A 25,056-nucleotide genomic window follows, 5' to 3' on the forward strand; every position below is an offset into this window, starting at 1 on the left:
CCATGACCCAAGTACTCGACAAGCCGGTGGAGTCGAGGACGCCCGTCTCGCCGGCCGAACGCACCGCACGCCGCAAGGCCCTCCTCGAGTGGATAGGCGTCCATTCCCTCGGCGTGGCCGCCGCGCTCTTCTTCACCCTGCCTTTCGTGTTCGTGTTCCTGACCTCGCTGATGAGCGACACCCAGGCGCTCAGCCGCGATCTGATCCCGCACACCTGGGAATGGGGCAACTACAAGAAGGTCTTCGACACACCCGGCTTCCTCACCTGGTGGAAGAACACGCTGATCTACGCGGGCCTCGGCACCGTCCTGACCGTCGTGTCCTCGATCCCGGTGGCCTACGCACTCGCCAAGTTCCGCTTCCCGGGGCGCAATCTTTCCCTCATGCTGGTGATCTCGATGATGATGCTGCCGCCTCAGGTGATCATCATCCCGATGTACCTGTTCTGGGCGAAGCAGCTGGGCCTGTCCGGCACCCTGTGGCCGCTGATCATCCCCATGGCGTTCGGCGACGCGTTCTCCATCTTCCTGCTCCGCCAGTTCCTGATGACCATCCCCAACGAGTACCTGGACGCCGCGAGGGTCGACGGCTGCGGTGACCTGCGCACGCTGCTCAAGGTCGTCCTGCCGATGGCCAGGCCGGGCATCGCCGCCGTAGCGCTCTTCCAGTTCTTCTACGCCTGGAACGACTACTTCGGCCCGCAGATCTACGCCTCGGAGAACCCGGGTGCGTGGACGCTCAGTTACGGCCTGGAGTCGTTCAAGGGCGCACACCACACCGACTGGAACCTCACCATGGCCGCGACCGTGCTGGTCATGGCCCCCGTGATCCTCGTGTTCTTCTTCGCCCAGAAGGCGTTCGTCGAAGGTGTCACGCTCACCGGAGTGAAGGGCTAGCAACGCAATGAAACTCACCGTGGTCGGCGGAGGCTCGACCTACACACCCGAACTCGTCGACGGGTTCGCACGGCTGAGGGACACCCTGCCCGTCGAGGAGCTCGTCCTCGTCGACCCGGCCGCCGAACGCCTCGAGCTGGTCGGCGGACTGGCCCGGCGCATCTTCGCCAAGCAGGGTCATCCCGGGCGCGTCGTGACGACGAGCGACCTGGACCAGGGGGTCGAGGGCGCCGACGCCGTGCTGCTCCAGCTGAGGGTCGGCGGCCAGGCCGCGCGGGAGCAGGACGAGACCTGGCCGCTGGAGTGCGGCTGCATCGGCCAGGAGACGACCGGCGCGGGCGGTCTCGCCAAGTCCCTGCGCACGGTGCCCGTGGTCCTCGACATCGCCGAACGGGTCCGCAACGCCAACCCGAAGGCCTGGATCATCGACTTCACCAATCCGGTCGGCATCGTCACCCGCGCCTTGCTCCAGGCAGGCCACCGCTCGGTCGGTCTGTGCAACGTGGCGATCGGCTTCCAACGGTCCTTCGCCCGCCTCCTCGGGGTCACCCCCGCCGACGTCCACCTCGACCATGTGGGCCTCAACCACCTCACCTGGGAGACCGGTGTGCGCCTGGGCGGCCCCGAGGGCGAGAACGTGTTGCCCAAGCTGATCGCCGAGCACGGCGACTCGATCATCGGGGGCATGGGGCTGCCGCGCGCCCTCCTCGACCGGCTCGGCGCGGTCCCCTCCTACTACCTGCGCTACTACTACGCGCACGACGAGGTCGTACGGGAACTGAGGACGAAGCCGTCGCGCGCCGCCGAGGTCGCCGCCATGGAGCGGCAGTTGCTGGAGATGTACGGCGACCCGGCGCTCGACGAGAAGCCCGCGCTGCTGGCCAAGCGCGGCGGTGCCTACTACTCGGAGGCCGCGGTCGACCTCGCCGCGTCCCTGCTGGGCGGAGGGGGTTCGCCCTACCAGGTGGTGAACGCGTACAACAAGGGCACGCTGCCCTTCCTGCCGGACGACGCGGTGATCGAGGTGCAGGCGGCGGTGGGGCCCCAGGGCCCGGCCCCCCTGCCCGTGGCGGAGGTGGACCCGCTGTACGCGGGCCTGATGGCGAACGTGACGGCCTACGAGGAGCTGGCCCTGGAGGCGGCCCTGCACGGCGGCCGTGACCGCGTCTTCCGGGCGCTGCTCGCCCACCCCCTAGTCGGTCAGTACGCGTACGCCGACGCCCTCACCGATCTGCTGATCGCGCACAACCGGGAGCACCTCGCGTGGGCCTGACCGCAAGTGTCCTCGCCATCGACGCGGGCAACAGCAAGACCGACGTCGCCGTCGTGGCAGGCGACGGCGAGGTCCTCGGCACCGCGCGGGGCGGGGGCTTCAGGCCACCGGTCGTGGGTGTCGAGGCGGCCGTGGACGCCCTGGGCGAGGTCATCGGGGAGGCCTTCGCCCGGGCCGGGGTCACCGCGGCCGACCATGTCTCGGCCTGTCTCGCCAACGCCGATCTTCCGGTGGAGGAGAAGCAGTTGGCTGCCGCGCTGCGGGCACGCGGGTGGGGCACGACCGTGGAGGTGCGCAACGACACCTTCGCCATCCTCCGGGCCGGTGTCTCCGCGCCCCGGGGGGTGGCGGTCGTGTGCGGGGCCGGCATCAACTGCGTCGGTATGCGTCCCGACGGCCGCACCGCCCGCTTCCCGGCACTCGGCCGTATCTCCGGTGACTGGGGCGGTGGTTGGGGTCTGGCGGACGAGGCCCTGTGGTGGGCGGCCCGCGCGGAGGACGGCCGGGGCGGGCCCACAGAACTGGCGCGCACCCTTCCCGCGCACTTCGGGCTCGACTCCATGTACGCGCTCATCGAGGCGCTCCATCTGGAGCACATCGAGCACAACCGGCGGCACGAGCTGACGCCGGTGCTGTTCGCCACCGCCGGGCAGGGGGATCCGGTGGCGCGCGCGATCGTCGACCGGCTCGCCGAGGAGGTGGTGGTCATGGCGACGGTCGCACTGACCCGCCTCGACCTGCTCGACGAGGAGACACCCGTCCTGCTCGGCGGCAGCATCCTCGCCGCCCGCCACCCCCAACTCGACGACCGCGTCCGGGAGCTGCTGACCGTCCGCGCGCCCAAGGCGGTCCCCCAGGTGGTCTCGGCCCGACCGGTCCTGGGCGCCGCCCTTCTGGGCCTGGACCACGAACGCGCGGCGGGGCGGGCGCACGCGCGGGTGCGGGCCCACTTCGAGCGCTAGCGACCCCCGGCTCGAGGCCCGGCGCCACCCCTGGGAACCGAACACAGGCACGTCGCGTATTCATGAGCGGGGGTGGTGCGCGGCAACGGCGTGAAGGGGCATCCGCACAAACGCTGCGATCCGGAAACAAGATCGTATAAAGGCCTGTGCGGATACCCGTCCCGGCGGCGATACTTGCCGCCGTACACCTGTGTCCGCTCCCACGCTCCGGGCGGAGGCGACCGACGGATGACCATGGGGGAGGTCGAGTGACACACCCGCAGCAGAGCGGCGCGCCACCCGCGACGCCCACGATGCCCGATGCACCGGCGCGGGCCACGGCGGGGTCCGGGGGGCGCCGTGCCGCCGTGCCACAGGACCCGCCGGGCCCGCCGAGTCGCACCGCCTTCGCCGAGGGCGCCGACCGACTGCGCTCGGCCGCCACCACCGAGCCGGGCCGGCTGCGCGTCATCGGTGCCGTCCTCGCCCTGCTCGTCATCGCGTTCGGGGCCGTCACCGCCTGGCAGATGACCGACCGCTCGAACGCCGCCGACGACGTGCTGCACAGCAGCCAGCCGCTCAGCGCGGGAGCCGCGGACATCTACCGCTCGCTCGCGGACGCCAACACCACCGCCTCCAGCGGCTTCCTGGCCGGCGGCCAGGAGCCCAGGGCGACCACCGAGCGGTACGACCGGGACATCCGAACGGCTGCCGCGGGGCTCGTCACGGCGGCCGCCAGCACCGAGCCGGGCTCACCCTCGGCAGCCACCATCACCAAGCTCAACAAGCTGCTTCCGGAGTACAAGGGCCTGATCGAGCGGGCCCGTGCCAACAACCGGCAGGGCTTCCCGGTGGGCGGCGCCTATCTGCGGACGGCGAACGAGGTGATGCAGAAGCAGATGCTGCCGGCCGCACAGGACCTGTACACCAAGGAGAACGAGCGGCTGCGCTCGGACTACGCCGACGCGACCCCCTACCCATGGTTCGCCATCGCCCTCGGTGTGCTGGCGCTCGCGGCCCTCGGCTGGACGCAGCGGCGCAACTACCGGCGCACGAACCGCCTGCTGAACCGCGGACTGGTCGCCGCAACGGCCGCCTCGGCGATCGTCCTGCTGTGGACGGTCGTCGGCCACAGCGTCGCCCGCGCCGGGCTCAACGCCTCCTACGACCACGGCGTCCGCTCGCTGAACGTGCTGCACGACGCGCGCATCGCCTCCCTGAACGCCCGCGGCAACGAGAACCTGACCCTCGTCAGCCGGGGCGCCGAGACCAAGCAACTGCCCGACGGGACGGTCGAGGACGCGTACGACTACGCGTTCCAGCAGGACATGAAGACACTCTCCGCGGGGCTGGCCAAGGCCGTGACACTCGCCGACGACCAGACGGGCAGGGCGCCTGTGACGGCTGCCACCGGCAATATGAAGGTCTGGCAGCAGCGGCACAAGCAGGCCCGCACCGCCGACGACGACGGCAACTACCAGGCCGCCCTGAACAAGATCATCGGCTCCGCGGCCGACCAGCCGACGGGTGAGTGCTTCGACAGCGTCGACGAGAACCTGGCGAAGGCGCTGGGCCACGAGGAGAGCGAGTTCCAGCACCGGGCGGGCGACGGCCGGAACGCCATCGCCGGACTGCCGGTCGGCGCGGCGGTCCTCGCGGTGCTGGCCGCGTCCGGCGCGCTGCTGGGCATCGGACGCAGGCTTTCGGAGTACCGGTGAGAGGGGGACGGGCGATGATCGCTCGACGCCTGAGGGCGAGCCTGAAGGGCTGGGGCGGTGTAGGAGCGATGCTGAGCGTCTGTGTCCTCGCCGTGGCCTTCGCCCTGCTGCTGCCGCTGACCCACGCGCCCGTGGACTCCGCGCCCGGCTCCGGGAGCACAAGGCTCGCCGAGGCGACCCAGGCCAAGGCCGACACCTGCGGCAAGCACCCCGAGCAGCTGAGCCCGCAGCCGTCCGGCGACGAGAGCGGCCCCGCGGTCACGGCCGTCAAGCAGCGCGGTTATCTTTCGGTCGGCGTCGACCAGAACAGCTACCGCTGGGGCTACCGCGACCCCAACAGCTCGGGCGGCGACCTCGAGGGCTTCGACATCGACCTCGCCCACGAGATCGCGCGGCAGCTCCTCGGCGACCCGAACGCCGTCCGCTTCCACGCGATCCCCACCAACCAGCGCATCCCGGCGATCAAGAGCGGCCAGCTGGACATGGTGGTGCGGACCATGACGATCACCTGCGACCGGCTGAAGGAAGTCGCCTTCTCCGACCCGTACTTCGCGACCGGGCAGCAGGTCCTCGCCCCCAAGGCGTCCGGCATCACGGGCTACGACTCGTCGCTGGCCGGCAAGAAGATCTGCACCGCCGAGGGGTCGACGGCCAACACCGCGCTGACGCAGGACAAGAAGAACCACAAGCTGGCGGCCTCCACGGACATCTCCACCACCGTGCCCAATCAGCTCGACTGCCTGGTCAAACTGCAGCTGGGCGAGGTCGACGCGATCGTCACCGACGGCGCGCTCGCCGCGAGCCAGGCGGCCCAGGACCCGACCGTGGAGCTCAAGGGGAAGCCCTTCACGACCGAGTACTACGGCGTGGCGATGAACAAGGGTGCCGGGGATCTGGTACGCCGGGTCAACCAGGTGCTCGTGGACTACCGCAAGGACGGCTGGCAGACCTCGTACGACAAATGGCTGTCCCCGACGCTGGGCACGGACTCGGCGGCGTCACGGCCGCCTTCCTCCTGACCGAAGCAACCGACCTGATACCACTGGAGAGTTACCCCCGGCGCACCGGACACGCGCACTGGGCACGACAGGACGAGAGGTGATCGATGGGCGTCACGGGACCCACCGGGCCGGTGCTGGACCGGGACGAGGTGGACCGTGCGCTGGCGCGGCTCGGCGCGGAGCACGAGGCCATAGAGACCTCGCTCCTCGCCCTGCAGGACCACGCGGGCCGCAGACTCCTCGAGGGCGCCGAGCTGACGGGCGTCACCAAGGAGCGCTGGACCTCGGCGGAGGCATCGATCACCCTGCTGTGGACGTACTTCGACGCCTACACGGGCGCTCTGCGACGCGCGCGCGAGATCCGCACCCGGCGGCGCTGGTCCAGCCGTGAGGACCTGGTCGAGCTGACCGAGCTGCTGCGCGGCACCGGCGTCACCGTCGCCGGCGGCGGGGCGAACACGTCGGCGGGCGCCGCGCGGCTCAGCGAGCAGTTCACGCTGGCACAGCTCGTGGAGCGGATGAACGACCTGTACGCCTCCTCGCTCGACATGGTCGTCGCCGCGGACGCGGTGTGGTCGGCCCTGCCCGCCCGGATCGATTTACTGGCCGCCGAGTTGCAGCGCACCCGGCAGCTCGCGCACTCCGTGGGTGTGCGTCCCGGTGAGCATCCGGCGGGCGACGACCTGGAGCGCATCACCCGCACGCTGACCCACCTGCGCGAGCAGGTGATCTCCGACCCCCTCGCCTACTGGGTCCCCTCGCAGGGGAGTTCGGCGCCCGGCGGCGGCAGGCCGGACACATCGACGTACGACCGCGAGGCGCGCTCCCTGGAGGACGTGCGCCGGGAGATCGACGCCGTCCTCGCCGTCCGCCAGGACGCGGAGACCCGGCTGGTCAAGCTGCGCGACCTGCTCAGCCGTGCCGATCGCACACTGGCCGAGGCCCGCAACGCACGCGGTGAGGTGCTCGCGAAGATCGCCGCCTCGGAGGTGCCCGCGGTCAGCGGTCCGCCGACCGCGCTGCAGGAGCAACTGGCGACGGCGGCCGAGTACCGCCGACACGCGCAGTGGCACCGTCTGTCGCCGCTCCTGGAATCGCTGGAGCAGGACGCCGAGGAGGAACTGCTGCGCGCCCGCGAGTCGCTGACGGCGGTCACCGCTCCCCTCGCGGTCCGTGCCGAGTTGCGCGGACGGCTGGACGCGTACAAGGCGAAGGTCGCCCGGCACGGACTCGCGGAGGACCCGCTGCTGGTCGAGCGGTACGACGCGGCGCGCCGCATGCTGTGGAGCGCGCCGTGCGACCTCAGGGTCGCCGAAGAGGCTGTGCTGCGCTACCAGCGGGCTGCCGCGGAACTGCTCGGACCGCGCGTGCCCCGGCAGGGCGAGCCGGCCGATCGTAGGGGGGAAGCATGAGTCAGGCTGGGCAGAAGTGCCAGCGCCCCGGGTGCGACGGGTCGTACGAGGACGTGGGCGGCGGCGAGCTGTACTGCGACACGTGCGGCCTCGCGCCGGTCGTCTCGGCGAACGGCGCGGTCGGCTCCCCGGCCACCGGGGTCACGGCCAGCGGCAAGGGGTCCGACGGTGACAGTTCGCGCTCCAGTTCCCGTACGTCGTCACGGTCGTCCCAGTCCCGGCGCTCGGTGTCGGGGCGGCTGACGGGCAGTTCCACCGGCCGCTCGGTGTCGGTGCGCAGCTCCGGCACCGCGAGCGGGAGTTCGGGCCGTGCCCGGCTCGGCCTCGGCCTGGTGCAGGTCCCGGACGTACCGCGGCCCGACCCCCGGGCGATGGTCCTCGAGAACCCCGAGGTGCCGGAGCGCAAGCGGTTCTGTTCACGCTCCGACTGCGGTGCCCCGGTGGGGCGTTCGCGCGGCGAGCGGGCCGGTCGCACGGAGGGCTTCTGCACCAAGTGCGGCCACCCGTACTCGTTCGTGCCCAAGCTGCACGCCGGCGACGTGGTGCACGGCCAGTACGAGGTCGTGGGCTGCCTCGCGCACGGCGGGCTCGGCTGGATCTATCTGGCGGTGGACCGCGCGGTCTCCGACCGGTGGGTCGTCATGAAGGGCCTGCTGGACACAGGTGACCAGGACGCGATGGCCGCGGCGATCTCCGAGCGGCGGTTCCTCGCCGAGATCGAGCACGCCAACATCGTGCGCATCTACAACTTCGTGGAGCACCTCGACCAGCGCACCGGCTCCCTCGACGGCTACATCGTCATGGAGTACGTCGGCGGCAAGTCGCTGAAGGAGATCGCCAACGAGCGCCGCACACCCGACGGAAGACGCGATCCGCTCCCCGTCGAGCAGGCGTGCGCGTACGGCATCGAGGCGCTCGAGGCCCTCGGCCACCTGCACAGCCGCAATCTCCTGTACTGCGACTTCAAGGTCGACAACGCGATCCAGACCGAGAACCAGCTTAAGCTGATCGACATGGGCGCCGTGCGCAGGATGGACGACGACGAGTCGGCGATCTACGGCACGGTGGGCTACCAGGCGCCCGAGGTCGCGGACGTCGGTCCGTCGGTGGCGAGCGACCTCTACACGGTCGCGCGCACCCTGGCGGTGCTCACCTTCGACTTCCAGGGCTACACGACCGTCTTCGCTGACTCCCTGCCCGACCCGGACACCATCGAGGTGTTCCGCCGGTACGAGTCCTTCTACCGTCTGCTCGTCCGGGCCACCGACCCGGACCCGGCCCGCAGGTTCGCCTCGGCGCAGGAGATGTCGGAGCAGCTGACGGGAGTGCTCCGGGAGGTCGTCGCCGTCCAGACCGGTCGCCCGCGGCCCGCTCTGTCGACGCTGTTCGGGCCCGAGGTCAAGGTCACGGACAGTGAGATGTTCCCGAAGCTGGACGAGGACGTGTCACGGCTGGGCGCACGAGTGGTGCCCTCGCGGCGCAGGCCCGCGGCATCCCCGGCCGGCTCCCTTGCGTCCGCGGCCCGGGCGGGCGTCATGGTGCCCGCCCCCCGCTCCGGCGGGGCCTCGGACGCCGGAGCCACCGGCGCTCCTGCCGCGCCGGCCCTCGTCAAGCCGGTCGACACGTCGGCCGCCGCCCTCGCGCTGCCCGTCCCGCTGGTCGATCCGGGTGATCCCAACGCCGGTTTCCTCGCGGGTCTCATGACGTCCGCACCGGGCGAGCTGATCGCGGCGCTGCGCGCGGCACCCGGCAGCTCCCTGGAACTGCGGCTGCGCGAGCTGCGGGCCCGGCTGGAGATGGGCGAGACGGCGAGTGCGGGGCGCGCCCTGGAGACCCTGGAGGCGGACCACCCCGACGACTGGCGGGTCGTCTGGTACCGCGGTGTCACCGCGCTCGTCACCGGCGACCACGAGGCCGCCGCCGTCTCCTTCGACGCGATCTACGACGCCTTCCCCGGCGAGCCCGCTCCGAAGCTGGCCCTTGCCCTGTGCGCGGAGGTCCTCGGCCAGCTCGACAACGCCGCCGAGTACTACCGCCTCGTGTGGAGTACCGACCCCAGCTACGTCAGCTCGGCGTTCGGCCTGGCCCGCGTCCAGTTCGCCGCCGGCGACCGCAACGACGCCGTGCGCACACTGGAGTCCGTGCCGGAGGCGTCCATCCACTACACCGCCGCACGCGTCGCCGCCGTACGGGCGCGGCTGCGGCAGCGTGCGGGCCGGGTGCCCGACCCGGCCTTCCTGGACGACCTCGTCGCCGCCGCGGGACAGATCCAGGCGCTCGAGGGGTACGGTCTGGACGCCGTACGACGCGAGCAGTTGTCCACAGAGGTCCTCGGCTGCGCCCTGGACTGGGTACTCTCCGGTAGCCAGGGCCCGGAGCCGTCCGCCGAGGGCGGGCGGGCACTGCTCGGCAGTGATCTGGACGAGCGTGGCCTGCGCTTCGGCCTGGAGCGCTCGTACCGCACGCTGGCCCGGCTCGCACAGGGCAGCGATGAGAGGATCGACCTGGTGGAACGTGCCAACCGTTACCGCCCCCGGACGTGGGTGTGATCGATGTCGCAGATGCCCCAGTCGACGGCGCTGTCCAGGTGCCCCAGTTGCGAGGAGCCCCTCGAGTCGGGTGACCGCTTCTGCGGCGCCTGCGGGTACGACCTCTCGGTGGTGCCGGCCCCTCCGCCGGACACCCCGACCCTGACCATGAACGGCATGGCCCCGCACCCCCGTTCGGAGACGGCCGCCGTCGACTGGCCGACCGCTCCCGAGGCGGGCGGCGTGAACACGCCGGCCGCGGTGCATCTGCCCTCCGACATCCAGGGCACGGACTCGGGCGGCTCCCAACTGCCCGCCACGACCCCGGCCAAGGGCGTGTCCAAGGGCGTACGGTTCGACCGCCCGTCGGACGCCGACGACTACCACCTCGCGGCACCGCAGCCCGTCGACCCGCGCACCTCGGTCCCCTCGACTCCCCCCGCCGGCACGAAGGTCTGCGTGGCCTGCCGCAGCGGCCGGGTGGACAGCGACGGCTACTGCGAGAACTGCGGCCACGCACAGCCGCGCGAACGCGACCATGTCGAGCAGGAGCTGGACGCGGTCGCCGCGGTCAGCGACCGGGGCCTGCGTCACCACCGCAACGAGGACGCGTTCACCGTCTCCTCGACCGCGCTGCCCGACGGCTCGCCCGCCGTCGTCGCGGTCGTCTGCGACGGCGTCTCCTCGGCGACCCGGCCCGACGAGGCGTCGATCGCCGCCGCCGGGGCCGCGAACGAGGCGCTGCTCGCGGCGCTGCCGCTCGGCACGCACCCCCAGCAGGCCATGCACGACGCGATCATCGCGGCGTCCCACGCAGTCAACGCGCTCGCCACCGAGCCGGAGACGGCCCAGGAGCACTCACCACACCAGAACGCCCCCGCGTGCACGTTCGTCGGCGCCGTCGTCACCACCAGCCTGCTCGTCGTGGGCTGGGTCGGCGACAGCCGCGTCTACTGGATCCCCGTCGACCGCGGCGCGTCCCCGGGCCGCCTCACCGAGGACGACTCGTGGGCCGCTCAGATGGTCGCCGCAGGCCTGATGAGTGAGACGGAGGCATACGCCGACGAGCGCGCCCACGCGATCACCGGCTGGCTCGGCGCTGACGCGTACGAACTGGAGCCGCACACCGCTTCCTTCAAGCCGGACCGGCCCGGTGTGGTGGTGGTGTGCACGGACGGCCTGTGGAACTACGCCGAGGCCGCCGAGGAGATGGCCGAGGCGGTGCCGTCCGATGCCGAACGGCGTCCGCTGCACGCCGCCCAGGTCCTGGTGGGCCACGCCCTGGACGGCGGGGGCCACGACAACGTAACAGTGGCGGTCCTGCCGTTCCCGGCCCCGCTCCAGGGGGCAGGATCCGCCTGAGGCGTGTCCCGGGGGACACACCCGGAGCCGGCGGGACCGGCCACGGGACCGGAGGGGACCGGTCCGCAACCAGTCATCACCCCACAGCGCTGGGGTTCTCGAGGGGGCTCGAAGAGGGCATGGCCAATTTCTCGAAGTCGAACGTGCCGCAGTTCTCGGTGGACGTCTACCAGAACGAATACCTGCCGGAGGGCGGCCGCGAGGTCAATGCCATCGTGACGGTGACGGCCACCGGGGGCGGCACGATCGGAAGCGCGTCCGCCGCGCCCCACCTCTACTCGCCGGGACGTGGCCCCAGCGCCGCCGTGGCCGTGATGGTCGACTGCTCGGGATCGATGGACTACCCGCCGACCAAGATGCGCAACGCCCGCGACGCCACGGCCGCCGCCATCGACACCCTGCGCGACGGTGTGCACTTCGCGGTCATCGGCGGCACCCATGTCGCCAAGGAGGTCTACCCGGGCGGCGGCCGGGTCGCCGTCGCCGACGCGACCACCCGCGACCAGGCCAAGCAGGCGCTGCGCAGGATCAGCGCGGGCGGCGGGACCGCGATCGGCACCTGGCTGCGTCTGGCGGACCGGTTGCTGTCCTCGGCGGACGTCTCCATACGCCACGGCATCCTGCTCACCGACGGCCGCAACGAACACGAGTCGCCCGAGGACCTGAAGGCGACGCTGGACGCCTGCGCCGGCCGTTTCACATGCGACGCGCGTGGAGTGGGCACCGACTGGGAGGTCAAGGAGGTCACCGGGATCGCCTCGGCGCTGCTCGGCACCGCGGACATCGTCGCCGATCCGGCCGGACTGGCCGCCGACTTCACCCGGATGATGGAGACGGCCATGGGCAAGGAAGTGGCCGATGTCTCACTGCGGCTGTGGACCCCCGTCGGTACGGAGATCAAGTTCGTCAAGCAGGTGGCCCCCACGGTCGAGGAACTGACCGACCGTCGCACCGAGGCCGGTCCGCGCGCCGGGGACTACCCCACGGGCTCGTGGGGCGACGAGTCCCGCGACTACCACGTGTGCGTCCAGGTCCCGACCGCCGGGCTCGGCCAGGAGATGCTGGCCGCCCGGGTCTCGCTGGTGATACCGCAGGCCGGGGGCACCGCCCAGAACCTCGGGGCCCAGGGGCTCGTACGGGCCGTGTGGACCGACGACATGGTGGCGTCCACGTCGATCAACCCCCAGGTCGCCCACTACACAGGGCAGGCCGAACTGGCCCAGGTCATCCAGCAGGGTCTGGATCTGCGCAAAGTGGGCGATTTTGATGGCGCAACGGCCAAACTGGGCCGCGCCGTTCAGCTCGCGAGCGTCTCGGGGAACGCAGATACTGCGAAACTGCTTGCGAAGGTGGTGGACGTGGTCGACGCCGCGACAGGTACTGTGCGACTTAAGGCAAAGGTCACGGAAGCCGACGAGATGACTCTCGAGACACGGTCCACAAAGACTGTTCGTGTAAAGAAGTGACCTGAGAGTTCCGACAGCAACGAGCCCGGCCCCCGGTGGGTCGGAGAACCACGCCGGTCGTAGCGACCGGAGACGGAGAGGGGGAAGCGCCGACATGCCGACCTGCCCGAACGGACACCAGTCGGGTTCCGACGACTGGTGCGAGGTCTGCGGTCACCGTATGGCCGGTGCCGTACCCCCGCCGCCTCCACCGCCGCCCACCGCCGGCTACGGCTTTCCGCCGCCCGGTTCGGCCCCGCCCCCTCCGGGGCCCGGCGGCCGGCCCGGAGGCCGCCCGCAGTCCGCGATGCCGAACCTCGAGCCGGAACTCTGCCCGCAGTGCCGCACGCCCCGCGAGGGCGGCGCCCCGTTCTGCGAGGAGTGCCGCTGGAACTTCCTGACCAACACGGCGACCTCCTACACCCCGGCCGCCCCGCGCCCGCCCGCGCCCAACCCGGCGCTGCGCTTCCAGCAGGGCGGACAGACGATGCCGGGTCCCGACTCGTTCGACTACGAGCGGTCCAGGCCGTCGCAGGTGAACCGGCCCGCTGAACCGATTCCGCCGGGCCCGCCCTTCGGCGACGAGCCCTCCGGTCCCACGGGCTTCGGCGGTGCCTCCTCGCGTCCGTCCGTGTTCGGGAACGAGCCCCCGCGTCCGCCCGCCTTCGGCGGCGACACCTCGCCCCAGCCTCCCTACGGTACGGATCCCACGCGTCCGGGGCCGCCGCCCGGACCCGCCGCCGGCGGCCCCGGCGGTCAGCAGGGCGGTGCCCCGGGTGCACCGTCGGCCTTCCAGGGCGGTGCCCCGTCCGTGTTCCGGCGGCCGACCCCGCCCTCCTCGTCCTCGTCCCAGGGCTTCCCACCCTCCGCCCCGCCGCAGCAGGGCGGTCCGTCCTTCGGCGGCGGTGACGAAGACTGGGTGATCTCTCCGCCGTCGAACTCCCCCGCGCCCGGTGCCCCCGGGGCCGGCGGCCAGGGCGGTGACTACGGCTTCCCGCAGCCCGGCGCCGCCCAGGCACCGCCGTCGCCCTACGAGCAGCAGCCGGCGACCTGGACCGCGACCATCGGTCCGGACCGCGAGTACTTCATGGCGATGATGCAGCGCTCCGGTCCCGAGGCCGCCGGCCTGAACCTGCCCGCCTACTCCCCGGAGCAGCAGCGCACGCTCACCGGCAACCAGATCACCATCGGGCGCCGCCGCCACTCCACCGGTGACACCCCGGACATCGACCTGTCCGTGCCGCCGGAGGACCCGGGCGTCTCGCACCAGCACGCGCTCCTGGTCCAGCAGCCGGACGGCTCGTGGGCGGTCGTCGACCAGAACTCCACGAACGGCACCACGGTCAACGGCGGTGAGGAGCCCATCCAGCCCTTCGTGCCCGTGCCCCTGCAGGACGGGGACCGGGTGCACGTGGGCGCGTGGACGACGATCACGATCCGTCGCGGCTGAGTACGGCGGCTGCTCTGCGCGTGCGAGGGCCCTCATGGGCTCTCGTACGCGCAATCGGCGGGATCCGCTCACCGTGGCCGGCTGTCTCGGCGTTCGCGGCCCGCGTTCCCTGCGGCCGTGGCGCGGCCGTCACGGCAGCGCCCAGCGGTTCGGCCCCTCCGGGTCGTCCAGCCAGGCCCAGGAGCGGTCTCCGCTGACGGTGATCCCGAACCGCTCGCGTGCGGGCCGCCCCTCCCGCTCCCACAAGACGTACGCCTCGTACGGGTCCAGGCTGCGCTGCGTCAGGGCCAGCAGGAACCTGAACAGCTCGTGACCGCGGGCCCGGGACGGCAGCCCGTCCAGGTACAGCGCCTCGGGCTCGACCCGCGTTCCGCCGCGCAGCGGCACGAAGTAGGCGGGCGTGCGCAGGAAGCGCCCCTCGGCGTGCCCGGCGCTCCCCACCCGCAGCGAGATGAGGCCGGTCGCGAACGGCGCGAGGATCCGCGCACCGGGGCGGCACTGCGCCGGCCACGCCGCCGGCACCGTGGTCGGCGCGCAGGTCGCGATGATCCGGTCGAAGGGTGCCCGCTCCGGCACACCGCGAGCGCCGTCGCCCGTGACCACGGCCGGGTGGTGTCCCGCGGCGGCCAGATGCTGCCGGGCCGACTCGGTGATCTCCGGATCGAGGTCGACGGTGGTGACCAGATCGTCACCGAGCCGGTGCGCGAGGAGCGCCGCGTTGTACCCGCTGCCGGCTCCGATCTCCAGGACGGTGTTCCCCTCCTCGACCTCGAGCTCGGTCAGCATCTGCGCCATCAGCGAGGGCTGGCTGCTGGAGGAGACGAGTTCGTCGCCCCGTACGAGAGTGGCCAGCGGGGCGTCCTCATAGGCGCCGCGCAGCCACTGCTCCCTGCGCCAGGGGTCGGGGTCGTCGCCCGATCTGCGCTCGTAACCGTCGGCGGCGCCCACGTAGTAGTACGGCACGAAGAGATGGCGCGGCACCGTCTCGAACACCTCCCGCCAGCCCGGATCGGTCTCCCAGACGCCGCTCGCATCGATCTCGCGCACGAGTTCCGCCCGCGCCGAGGCCGCGAGGGCCTCCAGCTCACGTTCAAGAGAGTGCGTGGCCATACCTCCACTGTGCTGCGGGAGACGGCCCGGGGGCGAGCCCCCCTCCCCGCGCCGGAATCGCGTATCCGCCCGTGGGACCGGTTGCCGTCGAGAGGGCGGGTCCCACGGGAGGGCGGGTCCTAAGCCTCGGGTCCTCGGTCTCCGCGTCTGAGACCATGGAGCATGTGACAGAGATTCGGCGCGGCACGCTTCAGGAGCAGACCTTCTACGACCAGGTCGGCGGTGAGGAGACCTTCCGCCGCCTGGTGCACCGGTTCTACGAGGGAGTCGCCGAGGACCCGCTGCTGCGGGCCATGTACCCGGAGGAGGATCTGGGCCCGGCCGAGGAGCGCTTCACCCTGTTCCTGATGCAGTACTGGGGCGGTCCGACGACGTACAGCCAGAACCGGGGCCATCCCCGTCTGCGGATGCGTCACGCCCCCTTCGCCGTGAACCAGGCCGCGCACGACGCCTGGCTCCGGCACATGCGCGTCGCCGTCGACGAACTGGGCCTGTCCGAAGAGCACAGGACCACGCTCTGGAACTACCTGACGTACGCCGCTGCCTCGATGGTGAACACCCCGGAGTGAGCCGGCGGCCGTCCGGCCCGCGGGCCGCCGGTGCACCGGATTCCGGCCCGTCGTCAGCCCGGCCCCCGACAGGAGAGGTCAGCGGACGCTGACATCCAGGGCGCCGAGTCCCGCCCGGCGCACGGCGATCGAACCGAACGGTGTGCGCAGCCTCAGCCAGGTGCCCGACGACAACAACGCCGGCGGCTCGCTGTCGGAGGCCTGCGGGACGGGCCGCAGAAAGCCGAGCGACTGCGCGGCATGCACCGCCCGCACCGGAAGCTCGGTGTCCCCCAGCGTGCGGGACCAGATCTCCCGGCCTATGCGGTCCAGGGCGACACGGGTCCGCTGCTCGGGCGCCAACTCCTCCGTGCGCGAACGGAATTCACCGACGGCCGCGGCCACGGTGGCCCGCAGGACGTCCGTGGCAGGCAGTCCCGGCCGGGGACGCCAGCCGCCGCGCGGCGGAAGGACCCCCGCCCACGGGGGCCCGGTGACGGCCGCCGGCACCTCGGCCGTCGCCGCCGCCTCGTCTACGGACTCCAGGAGTTCGCCCGCCGAGACGGTCACATCGAGCCGGGCCTCCAGCCCGTTCTCGTACGGCTTGGCGAGCCGCACAGCACGGATGGCGAGCACCTCGAACGACGGCGGGCGCCCGAACACCGCCAGCGTCTTCCCGGTCGCCTGCAGACGCACGGCGGCGCCGCGGTCGTAGTGGATCAGACGCGCCAGGAAGGCGGCGAAGTCCGCCGCCTCCCCCTCGTCGGCGAGATGGAGCACCGTCATGCGGCGACGGCCTCCCCCTCGTCATCCCGGTACTCCGTGAGGAACTCCCGTTCCTCGGCCGTGATCCTGCGCGGCCGTTGCGCCTCGAAGTCGAAGGGCACGATCACCGTCGAGGCCCGGACGTAGATCTGGTCCGGGTCCTTGACCTCGTAGGTGAGCGTGAAGGACGCGGCCTTGATGTCCGTGACCCACAGCTCGATGTCCACCGGCGCGTGCCGGTGGACCAGCTGCCGCTTGTAGTCGATCTCATGGCGCGCCACCACGGACCCCTGCTTGAACTGCTTGTCCGGGCGGAACAGGAAGTCGATACGCGCTTCCTCCAGATAACGGAGGAACACCACGTTGTTGACGTGGCCGTATGCGTCCATGTCCGCCCAGCGCAGCGGGCAGCGGTAGATGTGCCGCAAGATCAGCCCCGGGTCAGCTTCTTGTAGGTGGCACGGTGCGGACGGGCCGCGTCCGGGCCGAGCCGCTCGATCTTGTTCTTCTCGTACGACTCGAAGTTGCCCTCGAACCAGAACCACTTGGAGTCGCCCTCGTAGGCCAGGATGTGCGTGGCCACACGGTCGAGGAACCAGCGGTCGTGGGAGACGACCACGGCGCAGCCCGGGAACTCGAGAAGGGCGTTCTCGAGCGAGGACAGGGTCTCGACGTCCAGGTCGTTGGTCGGCTCGTCGAGGAGCAGCAGGTTGCCGCCCTGCTTCAGGGTGAGCGCGAGGTTGAGGCGGTTGCGCTCACCGCCGGAGAGCACACCGGCCGGCTTCTGCTGGTCCGGGCCCTTGAAGCCGAAAGCGGAGACATACGCCCGCGACGGCATCTCGACCTGACCGACGTTGATGTAGTCGAGACCGTCGGAGACGACCTCCCACAGCGTCTTCTTCGGGTCGATGTTCTCGCGGCTCTGGTCGACGTACGAGATCTTGACGGTCTCGCCCACCTTGATCGAGCCGGCGTCGGGCTCCTCGAGGCCCTGGATCATCTTGAACAGCGTGGTCTTGCCCGCGCCGTTCGGACCGATGACACCGACGATGCCGTTGCGCGGCAGGGTGAAGCTGAGGCCGTCGACGAGGACCTTCTCGCCGAAAGCCTTGTTGAGCTTGTCGACCTCGACCACGACGCTGCCCAGACGCGGGCCCGGCGGAATCTGGATCTCCTCGAAGTCCAGCTTCCGCATCTTGTCGGCCTCGGCCGCCATCTCCTCGTAGCGGGCCAGACGCGCCTTGGACTTGGCCTGCCGCCCCTTGGCGTTGGAGCGGACCCACTCGAGCTCTTCCTTCAGACGCTTCTGCCGCTTGGCGTCCTTCTGGCCCTCGACCTTGAGACGCGTGGCCTTGGTCTCCAGGTACTTGGAGTAGTTGCCCTCGTAGCCGTGCAGACGGCCGCGGTCGACCTCGCAGATCCACCCGGCGACGTTGTCCAGGAAGTACCGGTCGTGGGTGACCGCCACGACGGTGCCCTCGTACTTGGCCAGGTGCTGCTCCAGCCAGTTCACGGACTCGGCGTCGAGGTGGTTGGTGGGCTCGTCGAGCAGCAGCAGGTCGGGCTGCTCGAGCAGGAGCTTGCAGAGCGCGACGCGGCGGCGCTCACCACCGGAGAGCTTGGTCACGGCCCAGTCGCCGGGCGGGCAGCCCAGGGCGTCCATGGCCTGCTCCAGCTGTGCGTCCAGGTCCCAGGCGTTGGCGTGGTCGAGCTGCTCCTGGAGCTTGCCCATCTCGTCCATGAGCTCGTCGGTGTACTCGACCGCCATCTGCTCGGCGATCTCGTTGAACCGGTCGAGCTTGCCCTTGATCTCGGCGACGCCCTCCTGGACGTTCTCCAGGACCGTCTTCTCCTCGTTCAGCGGCGGCTCCTGGAGAAGGATGCCGACGCTGTAACCGGGCGTGAGGAAGGCGTCACCGTTCGACGGCTGCTCAAGACCGGCCATGATCTTGAGGACGGTGGACTTACCGGCGCCGTTCGGGCCGACGACGCCGATCTTCGCACCCGGAAGGAAGCTCAGGGTGACGTCGTCGAGAATCACCTTGTCGCCGTGCGCCTTGCGCGCCTTGCGCATGGTGTAAATGAACTCAGCCAAGAGAAACCGTCCGGCAGCTTGAAATCTGGCAGTGGGCAGATACACCCCATCTTGCCTGACCGCCACCCCTGGACGGAAACCCGTTAGACGCGGGGGCGCTGACCTGGGGTTTCACCGCTGGCGACTATGGCTTCCTGTCACTGCCGGTTGCCGTCGAGCGCCCTCGGGCGACCTCGCCCGGCCCAGCGACGGCCCGGGAGCGATCAACAGGCAGTCGAATCTTCACCTGACGGTTGCGGTGAGCATGATCAACCACCTCACCCTCCGCGTGGCGCCCACGGGGGCAACTCCATCCCGCGCGGCATGGCGGTGATCTCGGCCGGCCGGGTCGTCAGATCGTGTGGGCCGCCACCTGGATGGATGACGCGAACGAGGCGGTCGCCCCATACATCGGACTGCCAAGGCTGCCCGTCGTGGAGTGGCCGGACGCCCTGGCCGACGACAGCCCGCGCGGCCTTCGCTGGACGACCGGTCATCCTGTCGAGTGGGCCAATCGCCGCCCATTCATCCGGGTCGGTGACGAGACAACTCTATGGACGGCCTCTGGGGCGCTGCCCAACATTCCGGTCCGTCGCTCCTCCATCGCGTCGACCCGACCAAAGGGCTCAAAAACGCTGACTTCTCCACGCTCGCCAACCGACTCCGCATCCGTGCAGCGAGCTCATGGGCGGTCGTGGCCGATACCGTCGGTTTGAACCATGGGGGTGGAAGCCTGTGTTGTACGCACACGAGGTGATCCTGAACGAACTCGCGCAGGGGCTCAGACCGACGGCTGAGGGTGTCGAATGGTTCGAGGACCTTCCGGAGGATGGGCAACGCAAGGTCTTGCACGCGCTGGTGCTGTTCTGCGGGCAGGCACGTGCCCGGCAGGATGATGTGCCGGAGAGCATCGCGCGTTCTGGCGTTCGCCCGACTCACACGCCGGCAGTGATGCTTGCCGAGTGGCGCTTCGGGATGGAGCAGCTTCCGGCCTATGAACTCGCGAAGTTATTTCGCCTGCTCGTCAGCCTCTTCACCATCGCAGACACCCGCAGGCGGACGCATTGCGCCAAGAGGTGTGGTCACGAGTGGCACAATCTGCCAGATCCGCCACTGGATGCAGACTTGGGATAATTATTGCCCTGAGCCTTCCTCGAGATCTCGGCCATCTGCGTCTTCGCCCCTCAGGAGCGATGGCGCTGAGCTAGCAGTGAGCCCTGACGGCTCATTGATCGAGCGCGACTTCCTTCACCTCACGACCTCTTCATCCCAAAACAACTCAGATGTCCGCTCGACCTTGACGTGGTACGCGCCTGAGCTGCTCCGATCACTCGCAGGCGTGCGGCTCTGCTCGCAGTTGTCCGCCGGCGTTGAGACGGACACTCGTGACTGCAGGTTTCCTCCGCTGGAAAACCCGATGCAGACGCCGGCTGCCGGTACGGTCATCGCGTCATCAATATGCAGGTACGCGGAGATCCGGGAAAGTCCATCACTCGTGCCCAGGTCGGACCGGAGTGGACGGACCTCTTTCCTGCGCTGGACCCGATGAACTTCCCGATGCTGTGGGCCTTGAATCCGTATGGGGACGCCGCCTTCAATGAGCGGCAGGTTCCTTTGCTGCTGGCAGAGCTTGATCGGCTTCCTGAAACCTACGGCGGTACGGGGCTGGAGCAAGCTCGGGAGTTGTGCCAGATTGTTCAGGCTGGTACACACCGATACCTCTGGTTCGTCGGTGATTGATCGATCTTGAAAAACCGTCGTGGCACGAGTCACCGTGGGTGCAAATCCCCCGCCCACCACGCAGGTTGAAGGCCCCTGACCAGGAACATCGGCCGGAGGTTCGTCATCCGCGTTGCCCGTTGGTAACCGTGGATCTCCGCGAGTTCCCCGTCTGTCGGGCATGGATGCGGCACGCCGTCAGGGCGTGATCCAGTCCGCCCAGCCAAAGGTGAACCTGTAGGCGGCGCGTGCCGCATCCCAACCTTGGCTGCCTGCCAGGAGCCCACAGCCAGGGCGATCACGAACAGCCCGGCAAAGGCTCCGGCGATGATTGCGCCCGTCCTGGGCGACCAGACCACTGCTGCGACGATGGTCGCAATGATCGCTATCGCCAAGCCCAGGTGGGCAACGGGCATTTCCACGCGAAGCAGCTCCCGCAACGCTCCCCGCGATGCCTGCATGTCTGCCTTGTAGCGCTCTCTTGCCGCATCAGGATCTGCGTTCGGCCCCTCCGGCCACTGCTGCTGCACGAGCGTCCGCCCCCTCTTAACCCTGGCGGGAGCTTAAACCGCGGCCTTGTCCCCATCACCTCAACCCGTCACCGTCCAAGCTCCCACCCCGTCCACCGTCGAGGCACACATCGTGGAGCGGACGTGGTTCATGGCGTCCGGGAAAAGCGCGTCACTGTACGAACGGCCTGGCAGCCAAAAGGGCTCCGATGCCGAAGTCACTCGCCGTCTCCGCTCCTTGGCCAGTCGACGGCGGATCCCTCAAAGACGCGCGCCCGCTCCCTGCCGCGGTCAGACCAGGCAGAACTCGTTTCCTTCCGGGTCGGCCATCACCATGTGGTCGGGCCTGCCCCGCAAGGTTTCCTCACGGACCACGGTCGCCCCCGCAGCAGTGAGCCGCTCCACCGCCTCGGCCACTCGCGGCCACCGAACCTCCCATGGGGTTTCGCGACCGCCCCCGACCTGCACGTCCAAGTGCAGCCGGTTCTTCACCACCTTCGACTCCGGCACCCGCAGGAAGGACAGATTGGGGCCCAGGCCGTCCGGATCAGCGAGATACGCGCCGTCGTCCCACTCCTCTTCCGGAACCCCGTGACGGGAGAACCACTCCTCCCAGCTCCCGAACCCCGAGGGTGCGGGCCTCTCCGCATAGCCCAATGCCAGCGCCCAGAACTCGGCCAGCCTCCTCGGACGCGCGCAGTCGATCGTCAAACTCCATGCGGTCGCCATGGGACCCTCCTGTCGTTCGACCGGACCGTACAGCGCACCTACGACACCTGCGGCCGGCGCAAACGCACCCGCGGGCCCGCGGAGTCTCAACAACCGTCCGACGAGCGCACACGCCGACTCCCGACGGTTCGCTGATCCAGTGCCACAACACCTGGTTCACGCTGTTGGCGAGGGCATCGGAGCCGCTGCGAGTAGTTGTTGGCGCCCCCCTGCTTCAACCGCAGCCTCTACCGCAGAGGGTGCACGCCGGTGATGTAATCACTCGATGGTGGAGTTGTGAAGAAACGGTGTTGTAGATTGTCGGTCCTGCCGCGCGCCAGGGTGTGCGCGGCTTGATCATTGGGGGGAACCGATGACTCGCATCCGTACAGTCCTGCCTGCCCTCGTGGCGGCAGGGTGCGCCACTGTGCTGCTCATGCCGTCCCAGGCACAGGCCGCAAGCTCCATTCAGATCTACAAGATCTACTACGACAGCCCCGGCTCCGACCGCGGCGGCAACGCCTCGCTCAACGCCGAGTACGTCGAGCTGAAGAACACCGGCCGTTCGGCGATCGAACTGCGGGGCTACCGGGTCAAGGACGCGTCCGGGCACTGGTACACGTTCCCGTCGTACAAGATCGGCGCGGGGAAGACCGTGAAGGTCCACACCGGCAAGGGCACCAAGAGCGGCGGCCACGTGTACCAGGGCCGTGGCTGGTACGTGTGGAACAACGACAAGGACACCGCCACCCTGTACAAGGGCAGCAGCCGGATCGACTCCTGCTCGTACAACTCCACTCGGGTCGACTACAAGATGTGCTGACCGGCCGTCCTTGCTGAAAGCGCCCCCGCGGCCGGCTGCGTGCAGGTGGCGGGTTGCGCGTTTCCCAGTTGGATCTCTGCACCCGGGACGCATCTTTTGCGGCCCGGACGTCCGGCTGCCTTTTGAACCGGATGTCTTGGGAGGGTCCCCTGGGCGTTCATACGGCGGACCAGGGGCCCAGGTGAGCTGAATGCAGCGCACGGGTCTTCTCAGCCGCGACGGTGACGTCTGTCGCGGTCCACAGGGTGTGTATGGCGGCCCCGGGCCCGGTGACATGCCGGGCCCGGGGCCGTGCCCGTCAGTCGCGGGTGGGCTGCTGCTTGTCGCGGAGCAGGAGGAGCGTCGCACCGCCGATCAGGACCAGGCCGATGGCCGTGCCGGCGATGATCGGGGTCATGCTCGAGGCGCCCGTCTCGGCCAGGTTGGTGTCCGTCGCCGCCGTGCCGCCCACGGTCGCCGGGCTGGGCTCACTGAAGGTCTGCGCCCTCAGACCGCCCGTGCTGCTCTCCGTCTTGCAGTCGAGAACACCCTTGAACCACTTCTCGTAGCCGTCCGAGCCCTTGATCGTGAAGTCGTACGCCTGATCCTCCTGAAGAGGGATCGTGACGATCTGCGTCCTGCCCGCCGGGATGGTGTGGGAGACGCCCATCAGCTCGAAGGTGAACGCCTCGTCCCCCTTGTTCACCGCGGTGATGTCCACGCCCCCCTTGGCGCAGTTCTTCTCCGCCGAGAGCGCCGGTATCGCTCCGGTGGCAGCCCAGTTGGCTGTGGCCGTCGCTGCGACGGTCGACTCGCTGGAGCCGGCGAGTATCTGCGTCTGGCTGCGGGTCTCGGAGGCGAAGGCCCGGCCGACCGGCACGGTGGTCGACGCCTGCACGGTCACCTCGGCCGAACCGTTCTGCGCTTTCTCCGGCACCTCGAAGTAGACGCGCTCACCGTTGGTCGCGGACGTGATCTCCGTGCCGTCCTTGTCGACGATCTTGACGCCCGAGGTCGTGGCGTCCACCGGCGGGGTCACCGTGACGCTGTCGGCGTCGGTGTGGACCGTGACCGGGCCGAGCAGCTCGCCGGGGTGGCCCGAGACGGCGGCCGGTTCAAGAGTCAGGGACGCCGCGGGCTCCGGGATGTTCTGTGCGTGCTTCTGCAGATAGTCCGCGAGCTTCTCCGCCTGGGAGTCGACGGCATCCACGTCGGCGTCGTCCGAGTACCGCCATATCGCCACCTGCGTACCGGCCGCGGCGTCCTGCTCGGTCAGGCCCTTGGCGCCGGCCTCGGCGGCCAGTGCCGCGAGATCGTTCACCTGAGGGTACGAGTGGCTCAGGATCCAGCGGATCTTCCCGGCGTTCCTGTTGCCGCTCAGAGACGTACCGCTCCAGGGCGTCTCCTGGTACCTGGAATCCTTCTGCGCCGGGTTGTGGATGTCGATGCAGTAGGTCTGCAGGGTGCCGCCGCCGTCGACGGACATCTCGAACAGACCAGCAGACACCTGCTCGTCGGTGCCACCGTCGTGGATGACGGCGGCACCGTACGTCTTGAGGCCGCCCATGGTCGCGGTCGCCCCGCCCTCGCTCTGCGGTGTCGTGTCGGCGGCCGCCATCCCCGCGGAACCCAGCAGAGCCGCCACGGCGAGTCCGGACACCAGCGTCGCGGCGGTGATAGCCCCTCGCCTGAACGCGGACGACGCAGACAACGAAGAAAACACAGAATTCCCCTTCGAGCAGGACCCGTTGACATGGGGGGACGGTCCCACCAGCAGAATCAGAAGCCACAAGAGCTATGCCTGGCATCCTAGGGAGCGCGGCACACCCCTCTCCCCAGCCAGATCGTCAGATAACCGATCCGAATCGGAATCGTTATCGCACACACAGCATGTGAGCTGCGCTTACCGCTCGAATACATGTGGACCGTTCGGACGCCGACCGATGTAGTGGTGGATAAGCGGCAGTTGGGGCAGCGCGCTAGAATCCGGCCGGCCGCCGCGGAGGTCCCTGCCCCTGACCGCCACTGCTCGGCGCGCCCACCGCAGCCGTCGTCCCGCGCCGGCCCTCAGGTCGCCCCGGCCGGCTCCAACTGCGGTTGGGGAGCGCTCTCGGTCTGTTCCGCCTCCTGTGACCGACCGGCCGCCTCTGTCTCCGGTTCGGTTTCCCAACTGGGCTCCGATTGGGGTGGCGCACCCGTCTGCACGTCGGGCCTGGCCGACCGCCGGAAGGCCGACGTGCCGCGCGACAGATCATGGCCGATCGCCGCCGCATCGAGATCCGCGGACAACCAGCCCTGCCCGTCCCGCTGTTCGGTCCGCACCTTCAGGCGCCCCTGGACCACCAGCGGATCGCCCACCGCCACGGACGCCGCGACGTTCGTGGCCAGGGTGCGGCGAGTCCAGACCGTGAAGAAGTTGGTGTGTCCGTCCGTCCACGCGTTCTTCTCGCGGTCCAGATAACGTGCGGTCACGGCCAGCCGGAAGCGTGCCGTGGGACCCGTCGGCGACTCCCGGTACACCGGCTGCGTAGCGACGTTGCCGACCACGCACACCATCGTCTCGTTCATACGGAACCCCTCCCTCACCCCGGCCTGCGGGCCGGGCAGAAACGCGTACGGGCCCGTCCCGTACGGCTGCGTCTGATGCGGCGGTGACCTGTCACGTGTCGCCGCCCCCCGCGCCGATCGCCTTCGCTGCGATCGCCGCGAGATCAGACTGCCTCCGCCGGGCCGGGCCCGCTGAGCGCTGTGGGCCACTGGCCGGTTGTGGACAACTCCGCCACCCGAACGAGTAC

Annotated in this window: 22 protein-coding genes; 14 read left to right on the forward strand and 8 right to left on the reverse strand. The window is 70.0% G+C overall.

All coding sequences use genetic code 11. The annotated features are described in order from the left end of the window. Positions 1 to 2: 2 nt before the first annotated feature. The 6 genes from ADL25_RS29610 (at position 3) to ADL25_RS29635 (ending at position 7,241) form a co-directional block, all read left to right on the forward strand. Positions 3 to 896 carry a carbohydrate ABC transporter permease gene (locus ADL25_RS29610; protein WP_059130930.1) on the forward strand — a complete coding sequence of 298 codons (894 nt, stop codon included), beginning with the start codon at positions 3 to 5 and terminating at the stop codon, positions 894 to 896. 7 nt (positions 897 to 903) lie between these two features. Next, positions 904 to 2,169, forward strand: coding sequence for a 6-phospho-beta-glucosidase (locus tag ADL25_RS29615; protein ID WP_059130931.1), 1,266 nt, complete (start codon positions 904 to 906; stop codon positions 2,167 to 2,169). Next, positions 2,160 to 3,131: an N-acetylglucosamine kinase gene (locus ADL25_RS29620; protein ID WP_059130932.1), complete on the forward strand. Its 972-nt coding sequence runs from the start codon at positions 2,160 to 2,162 to the stop codon at positions 3,129 to 3,131. The genes ADL25_RS29615 and ADL25_RS29620 overlap by 10 nt, the downstream gene beginning before the upstream one ends. Before the next feature lie 293 nt (positions 3,132 to 3,424). Further along, complete coding sequence (locus tag ADL25_RS29625; protein WP_059130933.1) at positions 3,425 to 4,828, forward strand: hypothetical protein; 1,404 nt, start codon at positions 3,425 to 3,427, stop codon at positions 4,826 to 4,828. A gap of 14 nt (positions 4,829 to 4,842) precedes the next feature. Continuing rightward, positions 4,843 to 5,847 (forward strand): glutamate ABC transporter substrate-binding protein, encoded by a 1,005-nt coding sequence (locus tag ADL25_RS29630; RefSeq protein ID WP_059130934.1) that lies wholly within the window; start codon positions 4,843 to 4,845, stop codon positions 5,845 to 5,847. An 86-nt stretch (positions 5,848 to 5,933) separates the two neighbouring features. Further along, positions 5,934 to 7,241: a hypothetical protein gene (locus ADL25_RS29635; protein ID WP_059130935.1), complete on the forward strand. Its 1,308-nt coding sequence runs from the start codon at positions 5,934 to 5,936 to the stop codon at positions 7,239 to 7,241. A 1-nt stretch (position 7,242) separates the two neighbouring features. Here ADL25_RS29635 and ADL25_RS52270 read toward each other — a convergent pair whose 3' ends face one another. After that, the gene (locus ADL25_RS52270; RefSeq protein WP_420711374.1) at positions 7,243 to 7,530 is read right to left on the reverse strand and encodes a hypothetical protein; all 288 of its coding nucleotides are present in this window, start codon (positions 7,528 to 7,530) and stop codon (positions 7,243 to 7,245) included. Between ADL25_RS52270 and ADL25_RS29640 the strand changes: the two genes are divergently transcribed. From ADL25_RS29640 to ADL25_RS29655, 4 genes are all read left to right on the forward strand, one after another. Then, the gene (locus ADL25_RS29640; RefSeq protein WP_420711375.1) at positions 7,508 to 9,790 is read left to right on the forward strand and encodes a tetratricopeptide repeat protein; all 2,283 of its coding nucleotides are present in this window, start codon (positions 7,508 to 7,510) and stop codon (positions 9,788 to 9,790) included. The two genes, ADL25_RS52270 and ADL25_RS29640, sit on opposite strands and share 23 nt — an antisense overlap. Before the next feature lie 3 nt (positions 9,791 to 9,793). Then, positions 9,794 to 11,131 carry a PP2C family serine/threonine-protein phosphatase gene (locus ADL25_RS29645; protein WP_059130937.1) on the forward strand — a complete coding sequence of 446 codons (1,338 nt, stop codon included), beginning with the start codon at positions 9,794 to 9,796 and terminating at the stop codon, positions 11,129 to 11,131. A gap of 119 nt (positions 11,132 to 11,250) precedes the next feature. Next, a complete protein-coding gene (locus tag ADL25_RS29650; protein ID WP_059130938.1) occupies positions 11,251 to 12,597 on the forward strand; it encodes a vWA domain-containing protein in 1,347 nt (448 codons plus the stop codon). 94 nt (positions 12,598 to 12,691) lie between these two features. Continuing rightward, positions 12,692 to 14,026, forward strand: a complete 1,335-nt coding sequence (locus ADL25_RS29655) for an FHA domain-containing protein (protein WP_059130939.1) — start codon at positions 12,692 to 12,694, stop codon at positions 14,024 to 14,026. Positions 14,027 to 14,155: 129 nt separating this feature from the next. Here ADL25_RS29655 and ADL25_RS29660 read toward each other — a convergent pair whose 3' ends face one another. Continuing rightward, positions 14,156 to 15,136, reverse strand: coding sequence for a methyltransferase domain-containing protein (locus tag ADL25_RS29660; protein ID WP_059130940.1), 981 nt, complete (start codon positions 15,134 to 15,136; stop codon positions 14,156 to 14,158). Positions 15,137 to 15,291: 155 nt separating this feature from the next. Between ADL25_RS29660 and ADL25_RS29665 the strand changes: the two genes are divergently transcribed. Next, positions 15,292 to 15,705: a globin gene (locus tag ADL25_RS29665; protein ID WP_059130941.1), complete on the forward strand. Its 414-nt coding sequence runs from the start codon at positions 15,292 to 15,294 to the stop codon at positions 15,703 to 15,705. 78 nt (positions 15,706 to 15,783) lie between these two features. Here the strand turns inward: ADL25_RS29665 and ADL25_RS29670 are convergent, their stop codons facing one another. Genes ADL25_RS29670 through ettA form a run of 3 tightly spaced genes read right to left on the reverse strand, consistent with a single transcriptional unit; the run spans position 15,784 to position 18,544 of the window. Further along, complete coding sequence (locus ADL25_RS29670; protein ID WP_059130942.1) at positions 15,784 to 16,470, reverse strand: hypothetical protein; 687 nt, start codon at positions 16,468 to 16,470, stop codon at positions 15,784 to 15,786. Continuing rightward, the gene (locus ADL25_RS29675) at positions 16,467 to 16,877 is read right to left on the reverse strand and encodes an acyl-CoA thioesterase (protein ID WP_059130943.1); all 411 of its coding nucleotides are present in this window, start codon (positions 16,875 to 16,877) and stop codon (positions 16,467 to 16,469) included. Before ADL25_RS29675 ends, ADL25_RS29670 begins: the two co-directional genes overlap by 4 nt. A 2-nt stretch (positions 16,878 to 16,879) precedes the next feature. Continuing rightward, positions 16,880 to 18,544, reverse strand: a complete 1,665-nt coding sequence (ettA, locus tag ADL25_RS29680) for an energy-dependent translational throttle protein EttA (RefSeq protein ID WP_059130944.1) — start codon at positions 18,542 to 18,544, stop codon at positions 16,880 to 16,882. Positions 18,545 to 19,276: 732 nt separating this feature from the next. Here ettA and ADL25_RS29685 point away from each other — a divergent pair. Both ADL25_RS29685 and ADL25_RS46625 read left to right on the forward strand, forming a co-directional pair. Then, positions 19,277 to 19,657, forward strand: coding sequence for a DUF5958 family protein (locus ADL25_RS29685; RefSeq protein ID WP_234381082.1), 381 nt, complete (start codon positions 19,277 to 19,279; stop codon positions 19,655 to 19,657). A gap of 411 nt (positions 19,658 to 20,068) precedes the next feature. Further along, on the forward strand, positions 20,069 to 20,263 hold the full coding sequence (locus ADL25_RS46625) for a hypothetical protein (RefSeq protein ID WP_234381083.1): 195 nt from the start codon (positions 20,069 to 20,071) through the stop codon (positions 20,261 to 20,263). A gap of 779 nt (positions 20,264 to 21,042) precedes the next feature. On the opposite strand, the gene ADL25_RS29690 is transcribed toward ADL25_RS46625, so the two are convergent. Then, complete coding sequence (locus ADL25_RS29690) at positions 21,043 to 21,480, reverse strand: VOC family protein (RefSeq protein WP_059130946.1); 438 nt, start codon at positions 21,478 to 21,480, stop codon at positions 21,043 to 21,045. Between the two features lie 415 nt (positions 21,481 to 21,895). Between ADL25_RS29690 and ADL25_RS29695 the strand changes: the two genes are divergently transcribed. Beyond that, complete coding sequence (locus ADL25_RS29695; protein ID WP_234381084.1) at positions 21,896 to 22,282, forward strand: lamin tail domain-containing protein; 387 nt, start codon at positions 21,896 to 21,898, stop codon at positions 22,280 to 22,282. 298 nt (positions 22,283 to 22,580) lie between these two features. Here ADL25_RS29695 and ADL25_RS29700 read toward each other — a convergent pair whose 3' ends face one another. Together ADL25_RS29700 and ADL25_RS29705 are read right to left on the reverse strand one after the other, a co-directional pair. Continuing rightward, positions 22,581 to 23,984 (reverse strand): Cys-Gln thioester bond-forming surface protein, encoded by a 1,404-nt coding sequence (locus ADL25_RS29700; protein WP_420711376.1) that lies wholly within the window; start codon positions 23,982 to 23,984, stop codon positions 22,581 to 22,583. Positions 23,985 to 24,328: 344 nt separating this feature from the next. After that, complete coding sequence (locus tag ADL25_RS29705; RefSeq protein ID WP_059130948.1) at positions 24,329 to 24,829, reverse strand: single-stranded DNA-binding protein; 501 nt, start codon at positions 24,827 to 24,829, stop codon at positions 24,329 to 24,331. Between the last annotated feature and the right edge of the window lie 227 nt (positions 24,830 to 25,056).

The organism is Streptomyces sp. NRRL F-5122 (assembly GCF_001507435.1).
Classification (GTDB): Bacteria; Actinomycetota; Actinomycetes; order Streptomycetales; family Streptomycetaceae; genus Streptomyces; species Streptomyces lannensis.

What these genes read in the sequence shown, in the direction of transcription:
- ADL25_RS29610 (WP_059130930.1), top strand. Translation starts at nt 3, where the DNA reads ATGACCCAAGTACTCGACAAGCCGGTGGAGTCGAGGACGCCCGTCTCG.
- ADL25_RS29615 (WP_059130931.1), top strand. Translation starts at nt 904, where the DNA reads ATGAAACTCACCGTGGTCGGCGGAGGCTCGACCTACACACCCGAACTC.
- ADL25_RS29625 (WP_059130933.1), top strand. Translation starts at nt 3,425, where the DNA reads ATGCCCGATGCACCGGCGCGGGCCACGGCGGGGTCCGGGGGGCGCCGT.
- ADL25_RS29630 (WP_059130934.1), top strand. Translation starts at nt 4,843, where the DNA reads ATGATCGCTCGACGCCTGAGGGCGAGCCTGAAGGGCTGGGGCGGTGTA.
- ADL25_RS29635 (WP_059130935.1), top strand. Translation starts at nt 5,934, where the DNA reads ATGGGCGTCACGGGACCCACCGGGCCGGTGCTGGACCGGGACGAGGTG.
- ADL25_RS29645 (WP_059130937.1), top strand. Translation starts at nt 9,794, where the DNA reads ATGTCGCAGATGCCCCAGTCGACGGCGCTGTCCAGGTGCCCCAGTTGC.
- ADL25_RS29650 (WP_059130938.1), top strand. Translation starts at nt 11,251, where the DNA reads ATGGCCAATTTCTCGAAGTCGAACGTGCCGCAGTTCTCGGTGGACGTC.
- ADL25_RS29655 (WP_059130939.1), top strand. Translation starts at nt 12,692, where the DNA reads ATGCCGACCTGCCCGAACGGACACCAGTCGGGTTCCGACGACTGGTGC.
- ADL25_RS29660 (WP_059130940.1), bottom strand. Translation starts at nt 15,136, where the DNA reads ATGGCCACGCACTCTCTTGAACGTGAGCTGGAGGCCCTCGCGGCCTCG.
- ADL25_RS29665 (WP_059130941.1), top strand. Translation starts at nt 15,292, where the DNA reads ATGGAGCATGTGACAGAGATTCGGCGCGGCACGCTTCAGGAGCAGACC.
- ADL25_RS29670 (WP_059130942.1), bottom strand. Translation starts at nt 16,470, where the DNA reads ATGACGGTGCTCCATCTCGCCGACGAGGGGGAGGCGGCGGACTTCGCC.
- ADL25_RS46625 (WP_234381083.1), top strand. Translation starts at nt 20,069, where the DNA reads ATGAACTTCCCGATGCTGTGGGCCTTGAATCCGTATGGGGACGCCGCC.
- ADL25_RS29690 (WP_059130946.1), bottom strand. Translation starts at nt 21,480, where the DNA reads ATGGCGACCGCATGGAGTTTGACGATCGACTGCGCGCGTCCGAGGAGG.
- ADL25_RS29695 (WP_234381084.1), top strand. Translation starts at nt 21,896, where the DNA reads ATGCCGTCCCAGGCACAGGCCGCAAGCTCCATTCAGATCTACAAGATC.
- ADL25_RS29705 (WP_059130948.1), bottom strand. Translation starts at nt 24,829, where the DNA reads ATGAACGAGACGATGGTGTGCGTGGTCGGCAACGTCGCTACGCAGCCG.